The organism is Streptomyces smyrnaeus (genome assembly GCF_017676345.1).
Classification (GTDB): domain Bacteria; phylum Actinomycetota; class Actinomycetes; order Streptomycetales; family Streptomycetaceae; genus Streptomyces; species Streptomyces smyrnaeus.
In genome coordinates, this window is record NZ_JAFFZM010000011.1 from 152541 (window position 1) to 169307 (window position 16767).

Genomic DNA, 16767 nt, shown 5'->3' on the forward strand with positions numbered 1-16767 from the left:
ATGACGTTCACCGTCCCTGACCGCGATCTCAGTTCACTGGAGGACCGGGTGCAAACAGCGCTCCGGACCTCGGACGACACCGCGCTGACCTTGCTGGGCCACGGCGAGGTGACCCTCGTACTGGAGCTGGAGGCCCGAAGCGGCTCCTTCGCCTGCAAGCGGCTTCCGGTCTTCCCCGACCGTGGCCGCTTCCTCAACTACGAGCAGACCCTGCGGACCTATCTGCGGCGGCTGCGGGAGGGAGGCGTCCGGGTCGCGGAGACCGAGCTGTGGCACCAGCCTCGGCCCGGCGGCGGGATCGTCGGCTACTGCGTCCAGGAGACGCTGCCACGCAAGCGGCTGTGCTCCAACCTCCTGCACAGCGAGAGCGAGGCCTGGGCCGCCGACTTCTTCTCCCGCTTCCTGGACCAGGTGGAGGGTGCCGTCTCCCCCACCCTCGGGCTGGACGCCCAGGCCTCCAACTGGGTCGACATCGACGGCGAACTGCTCTACATCGATGTGACCTCTCCCCTGATGCGGGACGCCGCCGGGCGTGAACTGCTGGACGTACGGCTGTTCTTCGCCTCGCTCCCCTGGCTGCTGCGGGACATCGTCCGTGTCGCCACGGCCAAGTCGATCTTCGACAAGTTCTACTCGACGCGCGGCGTGGTCCTCGACTTCCTCGGCAATCTGCACAAGGAACGCCTCAGCCACCTGATACCGGGCTTCCTCGCCCAGGCCGAGGCACGCCTCGACGTGCCCCTCACCGAGCAGGAGGTCGCCGACTACTATCGGGCCGACGCCCGGTCATGGGCCTTCATCCAGCGGCTGCGCAAGGTCGATCGCCTCGGGCACCGGCTGCTGCGCCGGCCCTATCCGTTCCTCCTGCCGCCCGATGTCGACCGCTGACGCGCCCCCGCGCGCCCCCGCACCGCCCCACGCCCTCACACACCCTCGCGACCTGCCCCCGTCGCCGTTCCGCAGCGGCGCGGGCCGCCGGATCACGTTCGACCCGCAGGTGCCGCTGCGCGTGTTCCACCTCGCGCGGCGGCTCACCCTCGCGGTGGTGTCCATCGCCTGGCTGCATACGGCAGGGGACGCGGCGCGGCGGCGGCTGACGTCCCGGCATCTGACCGCCCGGGAGGCCGCATACGCGGCGTCGCTGCCGCTGCCGAGCAGACGGTGCGAGTGGCTGGCGGGGCGGCTCGCTGTCAAGCACAGTGTCTGCGCCCACCAGTTGCGGCAGCGGGGCCACCTGGTCACGAACCGCGAGGTACGCGTCGACGCCATCCCCGACGGAATGCGGGCGGGCAAGCCGGTGGTCGACGCGCCGGTGGAGGTGGGGCTGTCCCACTCGGCGGACCTGGCGGTGGCCGTCTGCGGACCGCACGCGGTCGGGGTGGATCTGGAGCACCGGCGCGAGGTCCCGCCGCTGCTGGCCGAGTTGCTGACCGCCGAGGGGGAGCCGCACTCCGCCGACCCCGAGCGGCGACTTCTGGCGGCGATGCCGCTGCCGCTGCGCTGGGCCTGCAAGGAGGCCGTGCTCAAGCACTACGGCTTCGGTCTCCGTGTCGACGCCTGCGAAGTGGCGCTGACCGGGTGGCGGCCGGACGGCCGTTTCAGCTGGCGGGCCGGCGTCGGGCTGCTCCGTCACGCACCCGCCGCGGAAGGCGGACTCAAGGAGAGCTGGGCGTTCGAGATCGACGGCTACTACCTGGCCGTGGTGAGCACGTAGTGGAGGATCCATGCAGCCGACGAGCCACGCGGCGACCGAGCTGGAGCGGCGCTTCGACACGGCCCTCACCGGAGCGACCGCGACGGCCGCGCTCAGTCCCTCGTCGCACAACTGCCAGCCCTGGGGCCTCGCCCGGCTGTCCACGGACGGGGCGCGGGCTGCCGCGGCCACCCTGCTCGGTGGCGGGGAGGAGAGAAGGGACGAGGAGTATGTGGCACTCGCCCTGGACCACGGCCGCGAGCTGACCGCCCTGCCGGCCCACGCCGTCGAGATGCGGGTGAGCTGCGGCGCGTACTGGCGTACGCTGCTGCGCGCGCTCGCCGCGCAGGGCTGGGCCCCGTCCCGGGTACGGGTCCTGGAAGCCGACGCTCCCGCACCCTTCAGCGGGTGGCCGCCGAGGTGGTCCCTGCTGTGTGTGGCGGCCCTGCGGTACGGCGAGGGGTCCGGCGAACGGTTCGCCGAGCTGCGCACCACGGCCGGGGCCCGACGTACCCAGCGCGGCACCTACCGGAGGGAGCCGCTCGACGCCGGCCTTCTGGACGCCCTGGAGACGCCGACCGCCGAGGAGCTGTGGCCGGGCACCGTGACCGTTCAGCATCTGACGCGACCCCAACAGCTGGAGTCCTTCGCCGCGTTCTGCTCCCGCTACGCCGGGCGCGACTTCAGCCACCCGGAAGCGTGGCGGGAGACCCACTCCTACCTGCGCCTGAGCCGTGCCGAAGCGGACATGCGTGGTGACGGCTTCACGCTGCGGCAGCTCTTCGGCCCTCTGTCACCCGCCCGGCATCTGGCCAAGCGGGTGCTGCTCGATCCCCGGGTGCTGCGGCCGTTGTGCCGTCTCGGCTACGACCGCCGTCTGGCCGACGGTCTCGCCGCCACCGTACGCGCCGGGACCCCCGCCCTGACGGCCATGGGCTTCACGACTGCACAGCCCGGGCCCGCCGACCTGCTGGCCGGCGGTGCGCGGCTCGCGGACTACTGGCTGGCGGCGGCCGGGGCGGGACTGGCCCTGCACCCGATCAGTGTCGTGGTGCAGCACGAGGACCTTCGGCAGAAGCTGCAGGCCCGGCTCAAGCTGGCGGGGCGGACGTTCTTCGTCAGCCGGCTCGGCCGGCCCACCGCCGAGGTCCCGCCAACGGCGAGACGCCCCGACGCCGGGGAACACCGCTCGCTCTGACAGCGGCGAAGCGACGGGGCCGCGTCACCAAGATTTCTCCTGTTGTATGCCGCAACAGGCAAACACCCGGCAATAGGTTGCAGCAAGCGACTGGTTGTCTCGCATTCCACGCACTTGAATCCTGTTCAAGTCGTGCGGATTTGCCTGGTCGACATTACCCTGGCTACCGCCTGAAGGCCGTGTTAAAGTGACCCATTCCAGCGGACGGGGGACGGATGCTTATGAGGGTGTGGTTGTTGACGCATCGTTCAATTACCAGGACCTACGCCAAGCCACCCCGGCACTTCGGCCGGGAAGTTCATTCACCACACAGACCCCCTCGGCCGACCGCCCGGGGGGGTCGGTCATGAGCACCCGCATACTGATGTTCTGCGACAAAGTCATCATGTGCGAGGGCATGCGCGCCCTGCTCGAAGAGCACAACCTGCAGGTCAGGGCGGAGACATCGGTGCAGAGCATCGTCGCGCTCGCGACGGAGGACCCGCCCGAGGTGATCGTCGTGGTGAGTCCGGCGCTCACCGTCGACGACCGGACCGAGCTCGCCGAGCTCGCCCAGCTGAGCAAAGTTCTCATGCTCGCCAAGGCCGAGAACATGCACAGGGCCTTCGAAGCGCTCCGGGTCGGGGTACGCGCCGTGCTTTCCGTGGAAAGCTCGGTGGATGAACTCATTCATGTGATCAGAACGCTGGTCGAAGTGGATGCCATTGTGGTTCCGGTTGCCGCGCGAAAATCCGTGGAAATGTTGGCGCGTTCCTGTCCGTTACCCCCGGCAGCGAATACATTGACACTACGGGAGAACGAGGTGTTGCTGTTGCTGGCGCAGGGAATGGCCAACGACGAGATCGCGGAAAAGCTTTCGGTCTCCGGCGCCACGATCCGGTCCCATGTCCACAATGTGCTGCACAAGCTCAACGTCCGGTCACGGGCGCAGGCTGTCGCCGTCGCGTACGAGACGGGACTGATCAACACGATCGAACAGAAGGTGTCCCGCCGGTGAGCGGGCCGCCGCTCCCGCCGACCCCGCCTGCGACGGCCCCGGAGCGGGGCACCGGCCCACCCGCCGGTGGGCCTCATGCCGCAGGGTAGCCGGGCTCGACGCGCTCGCCGACCAGTTCGTCCACGACGGTCGCCAGCTTTTCGAACTCGGCGGCCAGCCCCTGGAACGTGTCGCCCTCCATATCACGCCGGAACTCCGCACGGCTGCGCACGGAGATCACCTCGAAGTAGTCGAACTGCGTCGAACTGTCGTCCGTAACCCGCTGCACGGTGAAGGACAGCACACTGGGCAGCAGGGGGCAGGAGGCGTAGTCCGTCTCCCGCACCCACCTTTCGAACGCGGCGGGGTCCACTCCGTCGCGCAGCCGGATCCGGTGAACAATGACGTCCATTCCGTTCTTCCTTCCCTCATATGCTGACCGTTCTCTTCATATACCGACCGTCCTCTTCGCTTCCGGCGGTCGGTTTCACAGCCGTCCGGTGCCGCGCCGACGGGGGTTGAGTCCGAGCACACGCGCCACATTGTTCTTCTGGATCTCGTTCGTGCCGGAAAAGATCCGGGCGGGCAGGGCGTCCCGCAGCAGTGCTTCGGCCTCGCCGTCGAGGATCCCCAACGCACCGCGCAACTGCACCGCATCCAGGCCGAGCTGTACCGCTGCCTCGCTCACCGCGATCTTCGCCAGCGCCGGGCCGATCTCGTCGCCGGTACCGTCGGCCAGCCCCCGGGCCGCCTTGTAGAGCAGCAGCCGGGCCGACTCGTGGCGGACCATCATGTCGACCACGCGGTGGCTCACGGCCTGGAAGGCGCCGATCGGCGTACCGAACTGTTCACGTTCCCTGACGTGCGCGACGGTGGAGTCCAGCACCCGTTTCATGGCGCCCAGGTAGGCAGCGAACAGACAGGTGCGCTCCCACTTCATCGAACAGGAGAAGACGGCGGCGCCCGAACCCTCGGCCCCGAGCACCTGGGTGTCCGGGACGAGGCAGTCGTCGAAGTGGACGTCCGCCATGGGTGAGCCGCGCAGACCGACCTTCTCGTAGCGCTGTCCCACGCTCAGGCCGGGTGTTCCCGCCTCGACGAGGAAGGTGGTCAGGCCGAAGAATCCGCCGTCCGGGTCGGTGGCGGCCTGCACGATGAACAGATCCGCGACCGGCGCGTTCGTGGTGAAGCACTTCGAGCCGCTGAGCCGGTAGCCGTCGCCGTCGCGCGTGGCGCGGGTCCGCAGCCGCAGTGCGTCCGAGCCGGCCTCCGGCTCCGTTATGCAGTGCGCGGCTATCCGCTCCCCCGAACCGAGCGCGGGGAGCCAGGTCTTCTTCTGCTCCGGTGTCCCGAACTCGACGATGGGCATGACGGCGGCGAACAGATGCGCGGCGATCGAGAAGGCGAAGCCGGTGTCCTCGCAGCCGAACCCGAGGGCCTCCATCATCGCCGCGGCCGACACCGCGTCCAGGCCGCTGCCACCGTACGCGGTCGGGACGCTGCTGCCGGCGAGCCCCTGTCGGCCGGCCGCCAGCCAGCGACGACGGAAGTCCACGGCGTCGAAGGCGGCCGGCGGGGTCAGCTCGCGCTGGGCGAAACGCACGACCATGTCGCGCATCTCTTCCGTTTCGGGCGAGAGATCAAAGTCCATGACTGTCCGTGTACTCCTCTAGGAGCAGGTGATAGTTGATGCCACCGGTGCCGAACGAGCTGACGCCCGCGCGCCGGGGGCGGCCGGGCCCCGTATGCCAGGGCTGCGCACCGGTGGAGACGCGGGCGGGAATCAGGTCGAGTTCCAGTTCCGGGTTGAGCGTCCGGAGGTTGGCGTTCGGCGGAAGGGTTCGCGCTCCCACGGCCAGCAGCGCACGCAGCAACCCGGCGGCTCCCGCGGCCGCGAAGGTGTGCCCGAAGAACGACTTGGCGGAACCGAGCTCCAGCGGGGCGCGCCGCGGGCCCGAGTAGACCTGCGCCATGGCCGCGACCTCCACACGGTCGCCCACCCGGGTCCCGGTTCCGTGCGCCTCCACGTAATCCACCGCCGCGGGGGCGAAGTCGACCTGCTCGAAGGCCTGTCGCATGGCGCGGGACTGGCCCGCCGCGTCGGGAGCGATGAGCGACTTGGCGTCGTTGGACGCGCCGACGCCGCGCAGCAGACCGAGGATCCGATCGCCGTCCCGCCGCGCGTCCCGCAGCCTCTTCAGCAGGAAGAGCGCGCAGCCGTCCCCGGGGGTGAAGCCGTCGGCCGCCAGATCGAACGGCGTGATCTTGTCGTGCGAGAGCAGGCCCAGCGCCGAGCAGAGAATCATGTCGCGTGCGTTGCATGGCAGTTCGACGCCGCCGGCGAGCGCGTAGTCCGCCGCGCCCGTCCGGAGCCGGGTGACCGCCATGTCGACGGCGGCGAGCGAGGAGGCGCAGGCGGCCTCGACCGCGACCGGGACGGCGGCCAGACCGTATTCGTTGGCGATGAGCGCCGCCACCCCGCTCGCCAGACAGCCGTCGAGCATCGTCGGACGGTCGGCGGGCCCCGGCTCGCCGTACAGCTCGCGCACCGACTTCAACAGGGGCTCCACCTCGTCACGGGACCAGCCCTGGAGCGTGTCCAGGGAGCGCACCGTCTCCTCGAACACGTCCAGGCACCGCCCGGTGTGCGCGTTCCGCTCGGTGGCGAGCCCCAAGTTGCTGCCCACGGCGACCAGACCGGTACCGGTCAGCGTGCCGGGCACCGTCCCCCGGCGGGCGAACAGTTCGTCGGCCACCGCCAGCCCGACCCGCTGAGCCGCATCCAGCGCCTCGTAGCGGCCCGGCGCGATCCGCACGCCCGGCGGCGGTGTCCTCGGCACGGGCATCGGAGCGCCTTGCTCGGCGTAGCTGCGGTTGAGGCTGAGGGCGTGCGGGCTGTGGTAGAGCTCCCGGTCGAGCAGGGCGTCGGGGACCGGGCGGATGTGGTCCCGGCCGTCCAGCGTCGCGGCCCAGAACGCGTCGGCATCGGCCGTGTCGGCGAACCGCCCGCCGTACCCGATCACGGCGATGGGTTCCGGGCCGGTTCCGTGCCACCGGAGCCGGGCACCCCGTCCCTGGGGCTGCTGGGACTGATGGGACTGCTGGGGCTGCGAGCGGTCAGCGTCCTGCGCGTACTCCTGAAGCACCAGGTGGCACAGCGTGCCCGTCACAGAGGCCCCGCCGACCACGGCACGGCGGGGGCCGCCGCCCGCCGGCCGCTGCCAGTCCTCCGCCTCCACCACCGTGCGCAACGGGGTGCCGGAGACGGGCAACTCCCCGAGCGCCGCCGCGCGCTGTGCGGGGAGCCGTCGGTGGTACAGCGCCAGGGCGACCTTGCTGACACCCGCCAGTCCGGCGTTCGCGTAGGTGTCCCCGAGCCGGTCCCGGACGCTGCCGACGGCCACGGCGGACGCGGCCTCCAGCAGGCCCGAGTACGTCCGCGCCAGCAACTCGACACCGCCCCCCGCGCACTCCACGTACTGCACGGAGGCCGCGGGCACACCCGTGCGCCGCCAGCTCGCGTCGATGGTCTCCCGCTGCCGAGGGGTCGAGGACGAGTGGCGGAAGACACCGGGGCGCGCGTCCTGGCGCAGGGTGCAGTCCACAAGGGTGGCGTAGACGCGGTCACCGTCCCGCACCGCCGAGGACAGCCGCTTGAGCAGCAGCGCCCCGACACCCTCGGAGAGCGGAAGAGCGGCGCTGCCGGACGACGACCCGGGGACCGGGGAGGCCGAGCGGCCCTCATGGCACTGCCCGGCCAGCACCAAGGCGGCGTCCGTCAGGTCGCAGCGGAGGCTGTCCACCGCGTGTGCGATGCCCAGATACGAGGTGGCGTCGGCCGACTCCACGGCCAGGGTGCGTCCTCGCAGCTTGAACGCCGCCGCCACCCTGGCCGGGATCGTGCTCGCCATCTCTCCTATCCGGTCGTGGGGCGAGGCACCCAGTCGGCGCAGCATCGCGGAGCGGAACTCCTCGGCGGCACGGGCCCCCGCGCCACCGGGACCGGGACCGGGTGTCCCGGCCTCGGCTGTCGCCCGCTCCAGGTCGCGCGCGTACCGGCTGCCCTCCACCCGCAGGGCGTTGGCGTACTGCCGGTCGAGCCCGAAGCAGGTGCCGGTCACCACGTCCGTTCTCTCGGACGGCAACGGCCGCTGTGCGTAACCCGCGTCGTCCAGGCACTGGCGGGCGGCCTCCAGCATGAGGAGCTGCATGCGTGCCATGGAGGCGGCCTGGGCCGGCGGGATGCCGAACCGGGCGACGTCGACCTCGATACCGTCGAGTCCGGAACCGGAGCCGGAGCCGGAGCCGGCTTCCGGTGGCCCGGCGGTACCGGTCGTCGTGCTCGCAGTGCTCGTACCGGTGGCGGGCCGCCCCGTTTCCCGGTCGCCCTCGCCCACCGCGTCCGTGTGCAGCCGCCAGTAGTCGGCCACTGACCGGGCCGCCGGGTAGAGCGCCGCGATGCCCACCACGGCGATCGGCTCGGACCCTGGGGCCGCGTGGTCGTCGTCGGTGCTGCTGCCCCGTCCCGAGTGCATGGCGGGCTGCTCCTGTTCCTCGTCTGGGGTGGTCATGTGGCGTCAGCCCGTCGGAAGTCCGTCGCGCCCCGGTTCGCGACGGCCCCACAGCACCCCGGGATGGGAGAGCGCGGGATCGTGCGCGAGGATCTCGGCGTGCCGGCGCTGGAGGGGCTCCGCCGGTTGGATGCCCAGTTCCTCGTCGAGGCGCCGCTGGGTGAGGCGGAAGAGTTCCAGCGCGTCGCTCTGCCGGCCGGTCCGGTACAGCGCCAGCATCAGCAGTTCGCAGAAGCGCTCGCGCAGCGGGTACTGCGCCGTGAGCTGGCGCAGTTCGGCAATCGCCCGCGACTCGTCGCCCAGGATCAGCCGGGCGCTTGCCAGGTCTTCCCAGACCGTCAGCCGTCGCTCCTCGAACAGCGCGCCCGCGCTGCGGCAGCGCAGCCCGTCGCCCGCATCCAGCAGGGCCGGCCCCCGCCACAGCCCGAGCGCGGCTTCCAGATGGCGCAGCGCCCGCTCCGGTTCGCCCGGCAGGGCTTCCGCACCCCGCACCGCGTGATCCAGGAACCTGTTGCCGTCGATGCGGTCCCGGGAGACGTTCAGCAGATAGCCGTTGGGGACGGCACGCAGCAGCGCCGCGTCCCCCGCCGGCAGGCCCAGCACTTTGCGGACACGGGTGGCGTGCGCCTGCAGCGCGTTGCGGGGATTCCCGACCGGATGTCCCGCCCACAGTTCATCGGCCAGTTCCACGTGCGAGACGACGTGCCCCGGCTCCAGCGCCAGGGTGGCGAGCATGGCGCGGACCTTGCTGGCGCGCACCCCGATGGTTCGTCCCTCGCAGGAGACGGACAGCGGGCCGAGTATGTCAATGTCCACAGCGTTATTCCCCCATGATGCTTGAACTCGCTCATCGGCCGTGGCCGAGAGAATTCGCGCACTGAATTCCTCTGTGACTCGAACTGCGCCCACCCGGCAGGCGGGTCGCCTGTTGCGCTGCCGCGCTCGTACTCTTCATCGACCGTGCCGGGATGCGGCATTCCGCCCAACACACTTGTCCGGAAGTTGCGACTCGAAACCGTGTGGCGCTGACCCGGTGCTCCCTGCTGCAGACAGCTGAATTCCCTTTCAGACCGGCCATACTTTCAGCCGGCCGGGAGGGTGTCATCGATCAACCGACTCGTTTTGCCCATGCACGGACGATGGAACCTTGCCCTTTCGCTCATCCATTCGTTGAGTGACCGCATGATCACCTCAACGGAGCACCAGGAAACACCTGAGGACCTCACGAAGAGGACCTTTGCGGCGATTGGCGACGGATCGCCGTTCGCCGGGTCGAACATGCCTGAGGAGCAGTACCCCGGACCACGGCCCGTCCAGGCGCTACGATCGGTACCTCAATCACATGAAGTGACGTTCGGTCAGTAGCCGACAGCTGCCCGCGCTGACCGGCGAGGAGCGCACCGTCGAGCCACCTGAGGCGCTTGAGCCGCCGCGGTAGAGCCGGGAGAGGCACGTGTTCTACTACGTACTGAAGTACGTGCTGCTGGGGCCGCTGCTGCGGCTGGTGTTCCGGCCACGGATCGAGGGCCTGGAGAACGTACCGGACGAGGGACCCGCGATCGTCGCGGGGAACCATCTGTCCTTCTCCGACCACTTCGTGATGCCGGCGATCCTCAAGCGCCGCATCACCTTCCTCGCCAAGGCCGAGTACTTCACGGGCCCGGGTCTCAAGGGCAGGCTGACCGCGGCGTTCTTCCACAGCGTGGGCCAGATCCCCGTCGACCGCTCCGGGAAGGGCGCCGGGCAGGCGGCCATCGACGAAGGGCTGGGCGTTCTGCGCAAGGGAGAGTTGCTCGGCATCTACCCGGAGGGCACCCGCTCCCACGACGGACGGCTTTACAAGGGCCGGGTCGGCGTCGCCGCGATGGCGCTCGGTGCCGGGGTGAAGGTGATCCCGTGCGCGATGGTGGGCACCTTCGAACTCCAGCCGCCGGGCCGGAAGGTGCCCCGTATGGGCCGGGTGACGATCAGGTTCGGCAAGCCGCTGGACTTCTCGCGGTTCGCGGGGATGGAGCACGAGCGGACGGTACTGCGGGCCGTCACCGACGAGATCATCCACGAGATCATGCAGCTCTCCGGCCAGGAGTACGTCGATATGTACGCCCCCGACGCGAAGGCCGCCCAGGCCGAGGAACGGGCCCGCGAGAAACAGCAGAAGCAGGGAAAGCAGGAGCAGCGGGAAAAGCGGGAAAAGCGGGAAAAGCGGCAGAAGCATTAGGCGACGACTGAGGGGCGGCCCGAAGAATTCGGGCCGCCCCTTGTCCGTGCCGGTCGGCCGCGGAAGTCGACGTTCTGCGGAAGCGGACGCTCTACGGAACGAGCGCGGGCACCGCTGCGGCCTTCGCCTTCGCGGTTGCCTTGGCCGCGGACCCGACGGGCTCCGGGGTCGCGTGCGGGGCGCAGGTCACATCCTTGGCGCCGACAGTCCCCTCGAGGAGATAGGCGTCGACGCGCTTGTTGATGCAGGGGTTCTTCAGATTGGTGATGCCGTGCGAGCCCGCGTCCCTCTCGGTGATCAGCCGGGAGCCCTTGAGGCGCTTGTGCAGCTCCACACCGCCCGGGTAGGGCGTGGCGGCGTCCCGGGTGGCCTGGATCATCAGCACCGGGTGCGAGGTCTTGGCGCGGATCTCCAGGGCGTCGTGCTGCTTGAGCGGCCAGACGGCGCAGGGGTAGTTCATCCACGCGTTGGACCACGTCAGGAACGGGTACTTCTCGTGCAGCCGGGTGTTGTCCCGGTCCCAGGTCTTCCAGTCGCGGGGCCATTTGGCGTCGTTGCACTCGACGGCGTTGTAGACGGCGTTGCCGTTCTCGCTCGCCTTGTTGCCCGCCACGTCGGACATGTCCGGTGCCGCGGACTCGATCAGCGGCTTCTCGTCCCCCTTGAGGTAGGCGGACCACACCGAGGCGACACTGGCCCAGGCCGAGTCGTAGTACGGCGCGCTCTGGAAGAAGCCCAGCAGCTCGGCGGGGCCGACGACGCCGCCGATGGGGTTCTTCTTGGCGGTGGCGCGCAGCTCGCGCCACTTGGCCTCGACCTTCTCGGGGGTCGAGCCGATGCCGTAGACGTCGTCGTGCTCGGCCACCCACTTCTTCCAGTCGTCCCAGCGGGTCTGGAACGCCACGTCCTGGTCGAGGTTGACGTCGTACCAGATCTTCTTCCGGGAAGGGTTCACCACGCTGTCGGTGATCATCCGCCGGATGTGGCCGGGGAACAGCTCGGCGTAGACGGCGCCCATGTAGGTGCCGTAGGAGACGCCGAGGAAGTTGAGCTTCTTGTCGCCGAGCGCGGCGCGGATGACGTCGAGGTCGCGTGCGGCGTTGGGCGTTGTCATCTGGGCGAGCAGGTCGCCGCTGCGCTCCTTGCAGCCGTCGGCGTACTCCTTGGCCAGCTTGCGCTGGGCGAGCTTGTCGGCCTCGCTGTCGGGGACCGGGTCCGCCTTGGGGGCCTTGACCCACTCCTGGGGGTCGGCACAGGAGATGGGGGCCGAGTGGCCGACCCCGCGCGGGTCGAAGCCGACGAAGTCGTAGGCGGTGGCGGCCTTGGCCCACAGCGGGTTCTTGTCCGGGATGCGGTTGGGGAAGCGCAGCCCGGAGCCGCCGGGGCCGCCCGGGTTGTAGACGAGGGAGCCCTGTCGCTTCTCCTTGCCGCCGGTGCTGCGGGCCCGGTCGACGGCGAGCTTGATCTTCTTGCCGTCGGGGTCGGCGTAATCGAGGGGGACGGTGACCCAGCCGCACTCGACGCCGTCCTTGAGTCCCCAGTCGGCGGGGCAGTCCTTCCAGTCGATGCCGGCGCGTGCGGCGCGGGCGGCTGCCTTCCGCACCCCGCGCGCCTCGGCGGCGCCCGAGTGCTTGCCGGCCCGGGCGTGGGTGCTGCCGCCCTCCGCGACGGCGGACGGAACGGATATCAGCCCCGCCGTGAGGGCTCCGGCGGCGATGGTGCCGGCGGCGGCTATGGCCGCCTTCCGTCTGTTCACGTGATTCCCCTCCGATTGCTGCCGAGTGTGACGGCTGTTGTCGGTGACCACGGAGATGGCCTTCAGAGGGGATCCTTCATGGTCGTCGCCGGTAAGGGACAGGCCGCCGGATCGTTCTTTACCAAGAAGTGAACGTCAGTGCGGAATCGAGAACACGCCGCAGTTGGAGAGCGTCCGGGGCCAGAGCGGTGACCAGTACGGCGGGCCCCGCCAGCGGGGTGACGACCGCCGTCTCCCCCAGGACGCGGGCCCGCGGAGGCTCCCGGTCCCACGCCGGGTCGACCACCAGCAACTGGCCCACCGCCCGGTGTCCGCCCAGGGCCGCACCGCCGTCCCAACCGGGGGCGCCCGGCCCGAAATCGAGTTGCTGGTCCAGGAGCGGGCGCCCGGCGCGGCGCACGGTGAGGCGGCTGCTGAGCCGGCCGGGTTCCTCGCCGGTACGGCCCAGCACCTGTTCGTCCCGCACCACAAGGCGCGCACCCGGCGCCAGTTCGGCACGGAGCTGCTGCCGCAGGTCGCTGCCGCTCACGGAGATCAACGGCTCGGGCAGCCAGTGCAGCAGACCGCCCTCGCCCGCCTCCAGCCGTACGTCGTAGCGGGCGGGCTCCGCCGTACGGCCCGGCAGGGCGAGGGTGGCCGCGCTGCCGTCCACCCGCAGTGCGGCGCCCGCCTCGGCCCGGACCTCGACCGCGAGCCGGTCCCCGCGCAGCGGAGCGCTCATCGCCCCGACCAGCGTGACCCGGGCGGCGCTCGGATCGGCCGAGCGGGTACGGCGCAGCGCCACCGGTCCCCCGCCGCTGAGCAGCGGCAGCGCGGTGCCGCCGCGTCCGTCGGGTACGGCGGTGATCCGGGCGCGGGCGCTGACGCCCGCGGTGCCCTGCGGCGCCGTGGCGGTCGTCGTCATGCGGGAAGGACCGCCGTCGCCGTCCAGGCGGAGAGCTGCTCACGAACCCAGTCGGCGACCGGTCCCACGCCGGGCTCACCGCGCAGCGACTGGAAGAGCACCGGCAGTTCACCGCGCTGCTCCTGGGCGTCTCGCGCCATGCCCGCCAGGTCCGAGCCGACGTACGGGGCGAGGTCCGTCTTGTTGACGACCAGCAGATCGGCGGTGGTGACGCCCGGGCCGCCCTTGCGGGGGATGTCGTCGCCGCCCGCCACGTCGATGACGAAGATCTGCACGTCGACCAGCCCCTTGGAGAAGGTGGCGGTGAGATTGTCGCCGCCGGACTCGACCAGCACCACATCGAGCGGGCCGATGTCCTCCTCCAGGTCCTCGACCGCCTCCAGGTTGGCGGAGATGTCGTCCCGGATCGCGGTGTGCGGGCAGGCGCCGGTCTCCACGGCGGTGATCCGCTCCGGTGGCAGCACGGCCTCGCGCAGCAGGAAGGCGGCGTCCTCGCGGGTGTAGATGTCGTTGGTGACGACGGCCAGCGAGAGCCGGTCGCGCAGGGTACGGCACAGCGCCGCGACGGTGGCGGTCTTGCCCGAGCCGACGGGCCCGCCCAGACCGACGCGCAGCGCACGGCGGCTGCCGTCGGGCCGGGCCGCCGAGGCACTGTGCCGCTCGGGGTGGATGGTGTCGGTGTGATCGAGGTGCACGGGCTCCTCCGTGGGGTGGTGGTCGTGGCGGTCAGGAGGCGAAGAGGCGTACCGACCAGGTCGCGTGCTGCTCTGCGGTGATCTCCAGCAGTGGGGCCGAGGCGGCGGGAAGGTCCTCCACCGCTTTGCTGCTCGCGGCCTCGGCCTGCCGCGCCACCTCGTCCGTCTCGGCGGCGAGCCGGGCCAGCACGGCGGTCGCGTCGAGGGGATCGAGACCGAGGAGGCGGACGGCCGCCGTCGCCGCTCCGCCGACGCTCTCGTAGGCCGCGGCATGCGCCGCCTCCAGCGGGCCGAGACCCGCCGAGCGCGCCACGAGCCCCAGCACCACGGGCTGGTGGGCGCCCTTGGGCCGGGCGGCTGCCAGCGCGTCCAGCTCCGGGTCCGGCCAGGTGGCCCGGGCGGCCCGCATCAGTTGCCGCCCCAGTCTGCGCGCCGTGCGGCGCAGCGCGGGCGAGGGCGTGCGGGCGTCGGCCGCCTCGTCCAGCGCGAGCGGGTCGTGCCCTGCCGCGGCTGCGGAGGCGAGGGCTGCCGAGGTCAGACCGGCCGTGTGCAGACGGCTCCTGCAGAACTCTTCGAGGGAGGCCGCGTCCTGGACCCGACCGGCCCTGACGGCCGCCTCCACCCCGCCGGAGTGGGCGTGGCCTCCCGCGGGGAACCTGCCGTCGGCCAGCAGCAGCAATGTGGCAACGCTCATGGTGAAGACCGGCTCAGAACAGGAAGTAGCGCTGCGCCATGGGCAGCGTCTCGGCCGGCGCGGGGTCGATGGGCGTTCCGTCGACGGTGACGGTGAAGGTGTCGGGGTCGACCCGCACATCGGGTCTGGCGTCGTTCTGGCGCATGTCAGCCTTGGTAACGGGGCGGGTGTCGCGGATGGCGACGAACCGCTTGGCCAGGGACAGCCGTTCGGGCAGTCCGTCGTCGAGCGCGGTCTGCGTCACGAAGTTGACGGAGTTCGTACCGGGGGCGCGGCCTGTCGCCCCGAACATGGGGCGGGGCAGCACCGGCTGCGGGGTGGGGATGGAGGCGTTGGCGTCGCCCATCTGCGCGTAGGCGATCTGTCCGCCCTTGAGGACGAGTTGGGGTTTGACGCCGAAGAACACCGGGTCCCACAGCACCAGGTCGGCGAGCTTGCCCGGCTCGACGGAGCCGATCTCGGCGTCCATGCCCTGTGCCACGGCGGGGTTGATCGTATATTTGGCGACATAGCGACGTGCCCGCAGATTGTCGGCGCGCCCGTCACCGGCGAGGGCGCCGTACCGCTCCTTCATCACATGCGCCGTCTGCCAGGTGCGCAGCACCACTTCGCCGATACGGCCCATGGCCTGCGCGTCGGAGGAGATGATCGAGATGGCACCGAGGTCGTGCAGGGTGTCCTCGGCGGCGATGGTGCTGGGCCGGATGCGGGACTCGGCGAAGGCGAGGTCCTCGGGCACCGAGGGGTTGAGGTGGTGGCAGACCATCAGCATGTCGAGGTGTTCCTCGATGGTGTTGACGGTGTGCGGCCGGGTCGGATTGGTGGAGGAGGGCAGCACGTTGGGCTCGGCCACGACGGTGATGATGTCGGGCGCGTGCCCGCCGCCGGCACCCTCGGTGTGGTAGGCGTGGATACCGCGTCCGGCGATGGCGGCGAGGGTGTCACCGACGAAACCCGCCTCGTTGAGGGTGTCGGTATGGATGGCGACCTGGGCGCCGGTCTCGTCGCAGACGGACAGACAGGCGTCGATCACGGCCGGAGTGGCGCCCCAGTCCTCGTGGATCTTGAACCCCACGGCGCCGCCGCGCAGTTGGGCGAGCATCGCCGCGCGCGAGACGGTGTTGCCCTTGCCGAGCAGGCCGACGTTGACCGGCAGCCCGTCCATGCCCTCCAGGGTGCGCGCGACATGCCAGGCACCGGGTGTGACGGTGGTGGCTTTCGAGCCCTCGGCCGGTCCGGTGCCGCCCCCGACGAGTGTGGTGATGCCCGCGGCCAGTGCCTCGTCGGCGAGCTGCGGGCAGATGAAGTGGACATGCGCGTCGATGGCGCCGGCCGTGAGGATCTTGCCGTTGCCCGCGATGATCTCCGTCTCGGGGCCGATGACCAGCTCGGGATGGACGCCGTCCATGGTGTCGGGGTTGCCCGCCTTGCCCAGGGCCGTGATGCGGCCGTCACGGAGGCCGACGTCCGCCTTGACGACGCCCCAGTGGTCGAGGACGAGGGCACCGGTGATCACGGTGTCCGGGGCGCCTTCTGCGCGGGTGGCCAGCGCCTGACCCATGGACTCGCGGATGACCTTGCCGCCGCCGAAGACCGCCTCGTCGCCGGCGCGTCCGGGCCCGCCGGAGAGGTCGTCCTCGATCTCGACGAGGAGCGAGGTGTCGGCGAGCCGTACGCGGTCGCCGGTGGTGGGGCCGAACAGGTCGGCGTACGCGGCGCGGGACAGCTCAGGCATCGAGGGCACCCCCCGTGGCCGAACGCAGCCCCGCGACCACCCGCTTGCCGCCGATGGGGATGAGCAGGACCTCGACGGGGATACCGGGCTCGAAGCGGACGGCGGTGCCCGCGGCGATACCGAGGCGTTTGCCGTGCGCGGCCTCGCGGTCGAAGTCGAGCCCTGGATTGGCCTCGGCGAAGTGGTAGTGGGAGCCGACCTGCACGGGCCGGTCGGCACTGTTGAGCACGGTGAGCCGGGTGGCCTCGGCGCCCGCGTTGAGCTGCACCGGTTCCTCGGCGTACAGGATCTCTCCGGGGATCATGGTGGGGCGACTCCTCGTCGGCG

Annotated in this window: 15 protein-coding genes; 5 read left to right on the plus strand and 10 right to left on the minus strand. The window is 70.9% G+C overall.

Annotated elements, in window-relative coordinates:
- From JW613_RS19380 to JW613_RS19395, 4 genes are all read left to right on the plus strand, one after another.
- Positions 1-888: a DUF6206 family protein gene (locus JW613_RS19380; RefSeq protein ID WP_209212079.1), complete on the plus strand. Its 888-nt coding sequence runs from the start codon at positions 1-3 to the stop codon at positions 886-888.
- Positions 875-1714 carry a 4'-phosphopantetheinyl transferase family protein gene (locus tag JW613_RS19385; protein WP_245225943.1) on the plus strand — a complete coding sequence of 280 codons (840 nt, stop codon included), beginning with the start codon at positions 875-877 and terminating at the stop codon, positions 1712-1714. Before JW613_RS19380 ends, JW613_RS19385 begins: the two co-directional genes overlap by 14 nt.
- Before the next feature lie 10 nt (positions 1715-1724).
- The gene (locus JW613_RS19390; RefSeq protein WP_209212080.1) at positions 1725-2891 is read left to right on the plus strand and encodes a nitroreductase family protein; all 1167 of its coding nucleotides are present in this window, start codon (positions 1725-1727) and stop codon (positions 2889-2891) included.
- 346 nt (positions 2892-3237) lie between these two features.
- Positions 3238-3888 (plus strand): helix-turn-helix transcriptional regulator, encoded by a 651-nt coding sequence (locus JW613_RS19395; RefSeq protein WP_209212081.1) that lies wholly within the window; start codon positions 3238-3240, stop codon positions 3886-3888.
- A gap of 73 nt (positions 3889-3961) precedes the next feature.
- Here the strand turns inward: JW613_RS19395 and JW613_RS19400 are convergent, their stop codons facing one another.
- The 4 genes from JW613_RS19400 to JW613_RS19415 all read right to left on the minus strand — a co-directional run bounded on the left by JW613_RS19400 (position 3962) and on the right by JW613_RS19415 (position 9254).
- Positions 3962-4279, minus strand: coding sequence for a RedY/HapK family protein (locus JW613_RS19400; protein WP_209212082.1), 318 nt, complete (start codon positions 4277-4279; stop codon positions 3962-3964).
- A 75-nt stretch (positions 4280-4354) separates the two neighbouring features.
- Positions 4355-5518 (minus strand): L-prolyl-[peptidyl-carrier protein] dehydrogenase, encoded by a 1164-nt coding sequence (gene redW, locus JW613_RS19405; RefSeq protein ID WP_209212083.1) that lies wholly within the window; start codon positions 5516-5518, stop codon positions 4355-4357.
- Entirely contained in the window at positions 5508-8438 is a 2931-nt protein-coding gene (locus JW613_RS19410) for a beta-ketoacyl [acyl carrier protein] synthase domain-containing protein (RefSeq protein ID WP_245225944.1), read from the minus strand. The genes redW and JW613_RS19410 overlap by 11 nt, the downstream gene beginning before the upstream one ends.
- 6 nt (positions 8439-8444) lie before the next feature.
- Positions 8445-9254, minus strand: a complete 810-nt coding sequence (locus JW613_RS19415) for an AfsR/SARP family transcriptional regulator (RefSeq protein WP_209212084.1) — start codon at positions 9252-9254, stop codon at positions 8445-8447.
- A gap of 637 nt (positions 9255-9891) precedes the next feature.
- Between JW613_RS19415 and JW613_RS19420 the strand changes: the two genes are divergently transcribed.
- Entirely contained in the window at positions 9892-10656 is a 765-nt protein-coding gene (locus JW613_RS19420; protein WP_209212085.1) for a lysophospholipid acyltransferase family protein, read from the plus strand.
- Between the two features lie 91 nt (positions 10657-10747).
- Here JW613_RS19420 and JW613_RS19425 read toward each other — a convergent pair whose 3' ends face one another.
- The 6 genes from JW613_RS19425 to JW613_RS19450 form a co-directional block, all read right to left on the minus strand.
- Complete coding sequence (locus JW613_RS19425) at positions 10748-12412, minus strand: alpha/beta hydrolase (protein ID WP_209212086.1); 1665 nt, start codon at positions 12410-12412, stop codon at positions 10748-10750.
- A 118-nt stretch (positions 12413-12530) separates the two neighbouring features.
- The gene (locus tag JW613_RS19430; RefSeq protein WP_209212087.1) at positions 12531-13316 is read right to left on the minus strand and encodes an urease accessory protein UreD; all 786 of its coding nucleotides are present in this window, start codon (positions 13314-13316) and stop codon (positions 12531-12533) included.
- Complete coding sequence (gene ureG / locus JW613_RS19435) at positions 13313-14011, minus strand: urease accessory protein UreG (protein ID WP_372447965.1); 699 nt, start codon at positions 14009-14011, stop codon at positions 13313-13315. Before ureG ends, JW613_RS19430 begins: the two co-directional genes overlap by 4 nt.
- 31 nt (positions 14012-14042) lie before the next feature.
- On the minus strand, positions 14043-14705 hold the full coding sequence (locus tag JW613_RS19440; RefSeq protein ID WP_209212088.1) for an urease accessory protein UreF: 663 nt from the start codon (positions 14703-14705) through the stop codon (positions 14043-14045).
- Between the two features lie 13 nt (positions 14706-14718).
- Positions 14719-16440 (minus strand): urease subunit alpha, encoded by a 1722-nt coding sequence (locus tag JW613_RS19445; RefSeq protein ID WP_209212089.1) that lies wholly within the window; start codon positions 16438-16440, stop codon positions 14719-14721.
- Positions 16433-16744, minus strand: coding sequence for an urease subunit beta (locus JW613_RS19450; RefSeq protein ID WP_209212090.1), 312 nt, complete (start codon positions 16742-16744; stop codon positions 16433-16435). Before JW613_RS19450 ends, JW613_RS19445 begins: the two co-directional genes overlap by 8 nt.
- Positions 16745-16767 lie beyond the last annotated feature (23 nt).

Excerpts from the sequence above, each read along its gene's own strand:
- JW613_RS19410 (WP_245225944.1), bottom strand. The coding sequence starts at position 8,438 with ATGACCACCCCAGACGAGGAACAGGAGCAGCCCGCCATGCACTCGGGA.
- redW (WP_209212083.1), bottom strand. The coding sequence starts at position 5,518 with ATGGACTTTGATCTCTCGCCCGAAACGGAAGAGATGCGCGACATGGTC.
- JW613_RS19450 (WP_209212090.1), bottom strand. The coding sequence starts at position 16,744 with ATGATCCCCGGAGAGATCCTGTACGCCGAGGAACCGGTGCAGCTCAAC.
- JW613_RS19430 (WP_209212087.1), bottom strand. The coding sequence starts at position 13,316 with ATGACGACGACCGCCACGGCGCCGCAGGGCACCGCGGGCGTCAGCGCC.
- JW613_RS19400 (WP_209212082.1), bottom strand. The coding sequence starts at position 4,279 with ATGGACGTCATTGTTCACCGGATCCGGCTGCGCGACGGAGTGGACCCC.
- JW613_RS19445 (WP_209212089.1), bottom strand. The coding sequence starts at position 16,440 with ATGCCTGAGCTGTCCCGCGCCGCGTACGCCGACCTGTTCGGCCCCACC.
- JW613_RS19390 (WP_209212080.1), top strand. The coding sequence starts at position 1,725 with ATGCAGCCGACGAGCCACGCGGCGACCGAGCTGGAGCGGCGCTTCGAC.
- JW613_RS19440 (WP_209212088.1), bottom strand. The coding sequence starts at position 14,705 with ATGAGCGTTGCCACATTGCTGCTGCTGGCCGACGGCAGGTTCCCCGCG.
- JW613_RS19395 (WP_209212081.1), top strand. The coding sequence starts at position 3,238 with ATGAGCACCCGCATACTGATGTTCTGCGACAAAGTCATCATGTGCGAG.
- JW613_RS19385 (WP_245225943.1), top strand. The coding sequence starts at position 875 with ATGTCGACCGCTGACGCGCCCCCGCGCGCCCCCGCACCGCCCCACGCC.
- JW613_RS19380 (WP_209212079.1), top strand. The coding sequence starts at position 1 with ATGACGTTCACCGTCCCTGACCGCGATCTCAGTTCACTGGAGGACCGG.